This is a genomic window from Deinococcus sp., assembly GCF_025362455.1.
In the GTDB taxonomy this organism is placed as follows: domain Bacteria; phylum Deinococcota; class Deinococci; order Deinococcales; family Deinococcaceae; genus Deinococcus.
Map to the genome: position 1 here is coordinate 19,725 of NZ_JANYGJ010000049.1, position 8,674 is coordinate 28,398.

Sequence of the window (8,674 nt, forward strand, 5' to 3'; positions counted from 1 at the left end):
CCTCAGCTCAGGCTCCGAACGGCCTCTACCGCAGGCAAGACCAGCCGCTCGATGTCGCGGGGGTCGATGGTGTGGCGGTACTCGGTGCAGGGGGTCTCGCCCGCCAGGTCGCGGACTCTCTCCGAGCCGGTGGCGTAGACCACGGTGTCGGCCCAGGCCAGCAGCGCCCCCAGGTCCGGCGCCTGGATGTGGCTGGCCCGCAGGTCCGTCACCAGCGGCGCGAAGCGTTTGACGCCCGCCAGGAAGGTCGGCAAAAACTCCTCGAAGGTGGCGATTACGGCCAGCTTGCTCATGGGATTCAGCGCCGCCAGGGCCTGCCGGGTCGCCTCGGAGGGAATGAAGTTGACCGGGATAATGCTCACGCCCGGCAGCAGCGCCTGGGTCTGGGCCAGCCGGTGCGCCAGCGCCAGCACCACGTCGGCGCCTCTGGCCTGGGCCTGCCCGCCGCCGCCGCGCACGTCTTCTAGCGTCATGGCCCGCACCCGGTCGGTGGCGGGCAGCGCCGCCTGGAGGGTCTGAGCGTAGGCGCTGGTGGCGCCCCCGAACAGACCGATCAGCAGCACCTCCACGCCGCCGCGCCCACCGTCACGGGCCTGGCGTCCGCCGCGTGCCAGCAGCATGTTGAGCACCTCGGCCACCTGGCGGGGCGAGTAACCGGCCTCGGCGGCGTGCTCCAGCGTGCGGCTTATCAGCTCCCGCAGCGGTTCCAGATCCTGGGCGCCGGGCTTAGGCGCGTGGGCCACGAAGGTGCCGCGTCCGGGGTGGGTGACGATCAGGCCGAGAGCGAGCAGCTCCTTGTAGACCTGCACCACCGTCATGTGGGCCAGCCGCAGGTCCTGGGCCAGCTCACGCACGCTGGGCAGCCGCGCTCCGCGCTCGATCTCGCCGCAGGCGATGCCGTACTCGATCTGACCCCGGAGCTGAGCGCCCAGCGGAATGCCCAGCGTGCGGTCGATGCTCAGGCTCAGCGAACGGGGCGCGGCCTGGGCAGGCGCCGGGACCGGGCCAGACGAGGTTATGTTGGACACTTTCAGGCCAGTTGCTTTCATGTCGGACCCGCCCCGCTGTACAGGTGGCAGGCGACCATGTGCCCGTCCCCGGTATCGCTCAGCAGCGGGCGCTCGGTGGCGCAGCGCCCGAACGCCGACTTGCAGCGCGTCCGGAAGGCGCAGCCGCTCGGCACGTTGAGCGGGCTGGGCAACTCGCCGCTGATGGCGGGCTCCAGGCTGCGGCTGCCGGGGTCCAGCGTCGGGGCAGCCGCCAGCAGGCCCTGGGTGTAGGGATGCTTCGGCGCCTCAAAGGCAGCCTCGGTACTCGCCACCTCGACCACCCGGCCCAGATACATCACCGCGACCCGGTGCGACAGGTGCCGGACCAGCCGCAGGTCGTGGGCGACGAACAGCACCGTCAGGTTCAGGCGCTCCTGCAATTCCAGCAGCAGGTTGACCACCTGGGCCTGCACCGACACGTCGAGGGCCGAGACCAGTTCGTCGGCAATCAGGCATTCGGGTTCGAGCGCCAGGGCGCGGGCGATGCCGATGCGCTGGCGCTGCCCACCGGAAAACTCGTGGGGCAGCCGGTTGGCCGCCTCGGCAGGCAGACCCACGAGTGAGAGCAGTTCGGAGACACGGGCCGGAATTTGATCGGCGGGCCGCATCTTGTGGACGCCCAGCGCCTCGCGGAGCACCTGGCCCACCGTCATGCGCGGATTGAGGCTGGAATACGGATCCTGAAAGATCATCTGGACGCGGCGGTTGTAGCCGCGCAGCTCGGCGCCGCTGAGGGCCAGCACGTCCTGACCGCCGTAGCGCACCGAACCGCTGTCGGCGGTATATAAGCGCACCAGCGTGCGGGCCAGGGTGGATTTGCCGCAGCCGCTCTCGCCCACGATGCCCAGCGTCTCGCCGCGCTTCACGCTCAGGTTCACGTCGGTCAACGCCTGTACGGCCCGGCGCGGCTGTCCCCGCCAGCGTGAGAGCAGGCTTTGCCGAACCGGAAAGGTCTTGGTCAGGCCGGTGACTTCCAACAGGGGATGATCTGAGAGGGTCATACACTCACCTCCAGGACGCTCAGGCGGTCATGGTGAAGGCAGGCGCTGGCGTGGCCGGGCGCGACTTCGACCAGCGGCGGCTCGGAGAAGCGGCACTCGCCCGTGGCGTAGGTGCAGCGCGGCGCGAAGGTGCAGCCCTGCGGCAGCGCGCGCAAGTCAGGCGGCCCACCAGGGATCGGCGTCAGCGGACGACGATGATTGCTGCTGTGGCTGCCGCTGCCGGGCAGGCTACCGAGCAGACCGTGGGTGTAGGCGTGCTTGGGCCGGGCGAACAGCTCACCCACGCCCGCCGTCTCCATCAGGCGGCCCCCGTACATCACCGCCACCCGGTCACAGGTCTGGGCCACCACGCCCAGGTCGTGCGTCACCAGAATGACCGACATGTGCAGCTCGCCCACCAACTTGAGCAGCAGCCGCAGAATCTGATCCTGAATGGTCACGTCGAGCGCGGTGGTGGGCTCGTCGGCCAGCAGCAGTTTCGGCTCGGAGGCGAGTGCGATGGCGATCATGGCCCGCTGGCGCATGCCGCCGGAGAACTGGTGCGGGTAGTCGGCGAGCCGGGCACGCGGGCTGGGAATGCCGGTCAGGTCGAGCAGTTCGGCGGCCCGGTCCTGCGCCGCCTTGCCCTTCAGGTTCCGGTGCTCACGCAGGTTCTCGGTGATCTGCTCGCCGACGCTCAGCACGGGGTTGAGCGCCGTCATCGGCTCCTGAAAGATCATGCTGATCTGGCCGCCACGCACCGATCGCAGCGCTCTGTCGGGCATGCTCAGCAGGTTGGCTCCGCCGTAGTGAACTTCACCCGACATCTTGATAGGGGCGCGGTGAAGGCCCAGCAGCGCCCGCAGCGTCACACTCTTGCCGCTGCCGGATTCACCGACCAATCCCAGCACCTCGCCCGGCGCCACATCGAAACTTACGCCGCGCACGGCATGCAGTTCGCCGCCCGGCGTGGGAATCCGCACGTTCAGGTCACGCACGCTCAGCAGCGGGGATGAGGGAGAAGTCATGGTCGTCTGCGTTGTGCCCATGACCATCATGACCGTGGCCTCAGCGCATCCGCCAGCCCGTCTCCGATCAGGCTGAAGGTCACACCCGCCAGCGTCAGGGCCAAACCGGGAAAGGTGCTGATCCACCAGGCGGTGACCATGAAATTCTTGCCGTCGGCGACCATCACGCCCCATTCGGGCGTCGGCGGCTGGGCGCCCAGTCCCAGGTAACCCAGCGAGGCGCCCAGCAGAATGCCCAGGCTCATGTCGGTCATCAAATACACGATGGCCGGGGTCACGGCGTTGGGCAGCAGGTGGCGCAGCAGCACGCGGGCCGGTGAATATCCCAGCACCTGCGCGGCCTGGGCGTACTCGGCCTTCTTCTGGCTGAGCACCTCGCCGCGCGTGAGCCTCCAGTAGCTGACCCAGCCCACCGCGCTCACGGCGATATACATGTTGTTCAGACCCGGCCCCAGCACCGCCACGATGGCGATGACCAGCACCAGAAAGGGAAACACCACCACCAGATCGGCAATGCGGCCCACCACCGCGTCTGCCCAGCGGCCCCTGAAGGCGGTCAGGGCGCCCAGCAACGTGCCGAAAATGAACGGAAACAAGGTGGTAAATACAGCGATCTGCAAATCTATGCGTGTTCCGTGTATAACCCGGCTAAAGACGTCGCGCCCGAAGTTGTCGGTGCCGAAGGGGTGCTTCAGGGTCGGCCCCTTCAGGATGGCGGTGTAATCGAAGTCGGTGGGGCTGTACGGGGTGAACAGGCGGGGGAAAATGGCGGCCAGCAGCAGGACAAGTAGCAGCACCAGGCCGATCACCAGCGTGGGTTTGAGACTGCGGCGCCGGGCCACCTTGAGCGCCGCACCCGGCGCGGGCAGGGTCGTGGTCATGAGCGGCCCTGAATAAGCGAGCGTTCTAACAGATTAGAACGGGGGTGAACTGTCATCGACATCATGTCAGGCCACTTCGGCGCGGGGATCGAGGCGGGCGTGGAGCAGGTCCGTCGCCAGGAACACCAGCGAGACGAGCATCGCGAACACCAGCGTCAGGCCCTGCACCACCGGGTAATCGCGCCCGAAGATGGCGTCCACCATCAGGCGGCCCACGCCGGGAATGGCAAACACAGTTTCGGTGATGACGGCGCCGCCGATCAGGGCACCGATGTTCAGGCCCAGCAGGGTCACGGTGCCGATCATGGCGTTGCGCAGCACATGCCGGGTCATGATCACGCGGGTGCGCAGACCCTTGGCACGGGCGAATTCCACGTATTCGGCGCTCAGCACCTCGATCACGCTGCTGCGCAGGGTCCGCAGCAGAATGGCCGCCAGATTCAGTCCCAGCGCCAGGGCAGGCAAAAACAGCGCGTACAGGTGGCCGCCGAAACCCTCGCCGTAGCCGCCGATGGGAAACCAGCCGAGCCGGGCACCCAGCAAGCTGAGCAGTTGCAGCGCCACGTAGAACACTGGCAAGGAGAGCCCGAACTGGAAGGCGCCCCGGATCAGCCCGTCCACCCAGGTATTGCGCCGCACCGCCGCCAGCACGGCCAGCGGCACCGCCATCAGCACGCCCAGCACGGCGGCGTAGGTGGTCAGAAACAGCGTGACCGGCAATCGTTCGGCCACTAAGCGCATCACCGGCACCTTCAGGTTGATGCTCTCGCCCAGGTTGCCGTGCAGCGTCTGATTGACGAACAGCGCGAACTGGACCGGCAGCGGTTTGTCGAGCCCCAGTTCCCGGTTGGCGCGGGCCACGATGTCGGGCGTGGCCCGGTCGCCGAGCTGGGCGCTGACCGGATCGCCGGGAATCAGGTGGACCAGCACGAAGATCAGCACCATCACCGCCAGAAACAGCGGAATGATCTGAAGCAGTCTGCGGATGACGTAGGACGAATGCATTTCACCCCCGGAACGAGCAGGGAAGCGGCGTTGGTTATGTTGGAAAGCCGAAGACCAATAACCTGAACCGGGTAGGCTGATCGAAACGAACAGTTTCACCTTGAGATGGAACAAAATGTCTGCCTGCTGTTGACCCCTCTCCTTCGGAGCTGTACCAGTCGCCCCTTGCGGGAGAGTCGCAGACCTGCTTGCAGAGGGGAGTTGCGACTCACCCCGCTGCTTCGCAGACCTGCTTGCAGAGGGGGCGACCAGGCAGCGTTCCCGCCCTACACAGAGCATTCTTTTAAATCCCGTATAAAGCGCCGCGCCCTAGCCCAAAGCGCGGCGCCATTCGCTGTCCAGCGCCTACTTCTCAATACTTACTTTTCAATGGAGGTGCGCTCGAAGATGTTGTTGCCGAGCGGAATCTGAATAAAACCCTTGACGTTCTTGGTCAGCGCCACCGGATACGGCGTCTCGAACAGGTAGATAGTGGGGGCTGAGGCGGTGTACAGCGTCTGAATCTGACGGTATAGGCTGGCCCGTTTGACCCGGCTGGTCTCCATCTGGCTCTGCACGAACAGCTTCTCGATGGTGGGGTTGGTAAAACCGGTGTGGGCGGCTTCGGTGTCGCCGTTCACAGCGTAGTAACCGGTGATCTCGCTGGGATCGGCAATGTCGTCGGTCCAGGCGCCGGTCCGCATCTGAAAATCGTTGGCGCGGTAGCGGGCGGTCTTGGTGGCGTTGTCGAGCTGCTCGATCTTGAGCCGCACGCCCACCGCGCCCCACATCTGCTGAATGGCCGTGAGCAGCGCCTGGTCGTCCGCGTTGCCGCTGGTGGACAGGGCGGTGACATCGACCCCGTTCCCGAAACCAGCCGCACTCAGCAGCGCCTTGGCCTTGGCCGGGTCATAGCTGTAGCCTTGCTGGGTCGTGTCGAACAGCGGCGTGCTGGACGACATGAACGACTTCATCGGCTTGCCGTTCCCGAAGGTCACGAGCTGGATCAGCGCGTCGCGGTTGACGGCGTAGTTCAGCGCCTGGCGCACCCGCACGTCGGAGAGCGGGTTGGCCGTACCGTCCTTGAATTTAGGCCGGTTGTTCATGATGATGTCGTTGACCTTGGTGCTGGGAAACAGTTGCATGTTGAGCTTGGGATTGGCTTTCAACTCGGCCACCCGGCTGAGCGGGATGAACTCAGCGCCCTGCAACTCGCCCGCCTGCAATTTCAGGATGCGGGTGTTGTCGTCGGGCACGATCTCGAATCTGAGGGTGTCGAGGTAGGGCAGCGCCTTGCCGTCCTCGCCCTTCTTCCAGTAGTACGGATTGCGCTTAAGGACCATGTAGGAGCCGCGTTTCCACTCTTGAAGCACGAACGGCCCGGAGCCGATGGGCTTCTCGGCAAAGGCTTTGGCCTTGTCGCCGTCCTTGGCGCCTGCTGCTGCGTTGAACAGCTTTTGCGACATGATGGCGGTGTTGAAGGTCGCCAGCGCGGCGGGCAACGAGGGGTCCGGATTTTTGAGGCTCAGCGTGACGGTGTTGCCGCTGGTGCTGACGCTGGCGACCGAGCCGATCAGGCCCACCCAGGCACCGTTGTCAGGGTTGCGGGCACGGTCCAGGCTGAACTTCACGTCTGCGGCTGTGATCGGGCTACCGTCGGCGAACTTGATGCCGGGACGCAGGGTCAGCTTCATCGATTTGCCGTCGGCGCCGAGGACGTAGCCGGTCGCCAGGCCGGGGCGCACGCTCTTGCCGTCGTCGGTAGGCTGAAGCAGCGTGTCGTAGAGGTTGGTCAGAATCCAGATGTCCACATTGGCGTCGTTGAGCACGGGGTCGAGAAACAGCGAGTCGGCGGAGCGCCCGAAGGTCATCTGCCCGCCGCGCGTGACGGCCAGGCTGTGTCCCAGCGCCAGGGAAGCCATCACGGCCAGGGCGGTGCGGGCCAGGGCGCTACCAGTGGGAGCCGTGGGAACAGAAAACAGTCGTTTCATAGGCGAACCTCCGTACCGAACCGTGCTCACAAATTGCCGTAATCGAATTGTTATAGGGGACTATAACGGTGCATGAGTATGCGGTCAAGCATCGGCGGTCATCGATGAAGGTGTAGGGGCGGTGAAGCGCTCTGGATCTGAACGCAAGCGGTCTGCACGATTGCTGGACGCAGCGTGAGGCGTGTAAAATTGCTCCTGGCTGGCGCGGCGTTTCCGGGCATGGATTGAGCGCCATCTACCTAAGCCCTCTACCCAAACAGAACAGATGCCCCTTCCCTGTCCGAAGTTGACGGCGGACTGAGCCTGAGCGCCTGTGGGGACGATCAAAATTCCCGGCGACGCACCTTCACACATATGAGAATACGAACATCGTTTTATCCAAGCTGCGCTCAATCCTCGTGGACCGCCACATACACGCCCTGGGCGCTGATCCAGCCCCGGTACATCCCTTCCGTATTGAAGGGCAGGGCCACGTTGCCGTCCCGGTCCACGGCGATCAGCCCTGCGCCGCCGCTCAGCGCGGTCATCTCGGCGATCATCTCGCCAGTGGCCTGCTCCAGTGAGGCCCCGCCGTAGAGCATCCGGGCGTGGACCTCGTGGCCCAGGGCGCGGCGGATGAACAGCTCGCCCTTGCCGGTGCCCGACAGCGCACAGGTCCGGTCGTCGGCCCAGGTTCCGGCCCCGATGATGGGGGTGTCGCCCACCCGGCCTGCGGGCTTGGCGGTGTAGCCCCCGGTGGAGGTCGCGGCGGCCAGGTGCCCGTGCAGGTCCAGCGCGGCGGCGCCCACCGTGCCGTGCTTGTCGCGCTCCGGAGCGGGGCTCAGGTCATCGCCCTCCTCGCGGGCCAGCATCCGGGCCAGCGCCTCCTGGCGGGACGGGGTGGTGAAGTAGCTGTTGTCGACCAGCTCGAAGCCGTGTTTGGCGGCCCAACTGTCAGCGGCCTCGCCGATCAGGAGCAATGGATCGGAGACTTTTGCCAGCTCGCGGGCCACCCGCACCGGGTTGCGAATGCGCCGGGCACCCGCCACTGCCCCAGCCAGCCCCAGGGCACCGTCCATGACCGAGGAATCCAGCTCGTGCAGGCCGTTCCGGTTCAGCGCCGCGCCGTAGCCCGCGTTGAAGACCGGATCGTTTTCCAGGATCACGACCGCCTCGGTCACGGCGTCCAGGGCGCTGCCACCGCTCTCCAGAATACGGTAGCCGGTCCGCAGGGCCAGCGTCAGCGCCTCGCGGGCAGCTCGGTTGATTTCGGGGGTCAGCTCGGCCTTGGGAATGGCGCCGCAGCCGCCGTGGATCACCAACACAGATTTGGGCATGAGCCGAATCTAGCAACCGCTTCGGGCGCGACTCTCCACATTCCCTTCATCTGAGCCCTCCATTGCGCCACTCGGTTACAGTGCGGCGCATGACCCTGAACAGAGAGCTGGAAGGCCAGGTATTGCTCGTTACGGGCGCGGCGGGCGGGATCGGGCGGGCGATTGCGCTGGCGGCGGGCGCGGCGGGCGCACGGGTGGTCGTGTCCGACGTGCGGGAAGGCGAAGGCCAGGCCACCGCCGAACTGATCCGGGCGGGCGGTGGTGAGGCGCTGTTCGTCGCCTGCGACGTGTCCGACGCGGCAGAAGTAGACGCCCTGATGGCCGCTGCCGTATCCCACTTCGGACGGCTGGACGTACTGGTCAACAACGCCGGAGTCGCTGGTGAAGGCGTCAGGGCGCACGAGCTGGATATCGGCGCCTGGGACCGGGTGCTGGCGGTCAACTT

At 66.2% G+C, this 8,674-nt stretch carries 8 protein-coding genes; 1 reads left to right on the top strand and 7 read right to left on the bottom strand.

What is annotated here, in order from left to right; all coding sequences use genetic code 11:
- Window positions 1-2: 2 nt before the first annotated feature.
- The 7 genes from Q0R23_RS03505 to Q0R23_RS03535 all read right to left on the bottom strand — a co-directional run bounded on the left by Q0R23_RS03505 (window position 3) and on the right by Q0R23_RS03535 (window position 8,229).
- Window positions 3-1,049 (bottom strand): GntR family transcriptional regulator, encoded by a 1,047-nt coding sequence (locus Q0R23_RS03505; RefSeq protein ID WP_293910415.1) that lies wholly within the window; start codon window positions 1,047-1,049, stop codon window positions 3-5.
- Window positions 1,046-2,050 (bottom strand): oligopeptide/dipeptide ABC transporter ATP-binding protein, encoded by a 1,005-nt coding sequence (locus Q0R23_RS03510; protein WP_293910417.1) that lies wholly within the window; start codon window positions 2,048-2,050, stop codon window positions 1,046-1,048. Before Q0R23_RS03510 ends, Q0R23_RS03505 begins: the two co-directional genes overlap by 4 nt.
- A complete protein-coding gene (locus Q0R23_RS03515) occupies window positions 2,047-3,057 on the bottom strand; it encodes an ABC transporter ATP-binding protein (protein ID WP_293910419.1) in 1,011 nt (336 codons plus the stop codon). Before Q0R23_RS03515 ends, Q0R23_RS03510 begins: the two co-directional genes overlap by 4 nt.
- 26 nt (window positions 3,058-3,083) lie before the next feature.
- Entirely contained in the window at window positions 3,084-3,938 is an 855-nt protein-coding gene (locus Q0R23_RS03520) for an ABC transporter permease (RefSeq protein ID WP_293910421.1), read from the bottom strand.
- A 66-nt stretch (window positions 3,939-4,004) separates the two neighbouring features.
- Complete coding sequence (locus Q0R23_RS03525) at window positions 4,005-4,943, bottom strand: ABC transporter permease (protein WP_293910423.1); 939 nt, start codon at window positions 4,941-4,943, stop codon at window positions 4,005-4,007.
- 359 nt (window positions 4,944-5,302) lie between these two features.
- Window positions 5,303-6,913, bottom strand: coding sequence for an ABC transporter substrate-binding protein (locus Q0R23_RS03530; RefSeq protein WP_293910425.1), 1,611 nt, complete (start codon window positions 6,911-6,913; stop codon window positions 5,303-5,305).
- 389 nt (window positions 6,914-7,302) lie between these two features.
- On the bottom strand, window positions 7,303-8,229 hold the full coding sequence (locus tag Q0R23_RS03535; RefSeq protein ID WP_293910427.1) for an isoaspartyl peptidase/L-asparaginase family protein: 927 nt from the start codon (window positions 8,227-8,229) through the stop codon (window positions 7,303-7,305).
- Window positions 8,230-8,318: 89 nt separating this feature from the next.
- Here Q0R23_RS03535 and Q0R23_RS03540 point away from each other — a divergent pair.
- The coding region (locus Q0R23_RS03540; protein ID WP_293910429.1) for an SDR family NAD(P)-dependent oxidoreductase at window positions 8,319-8,674 on the top strand (356 nt) is incomplete at its 3' end.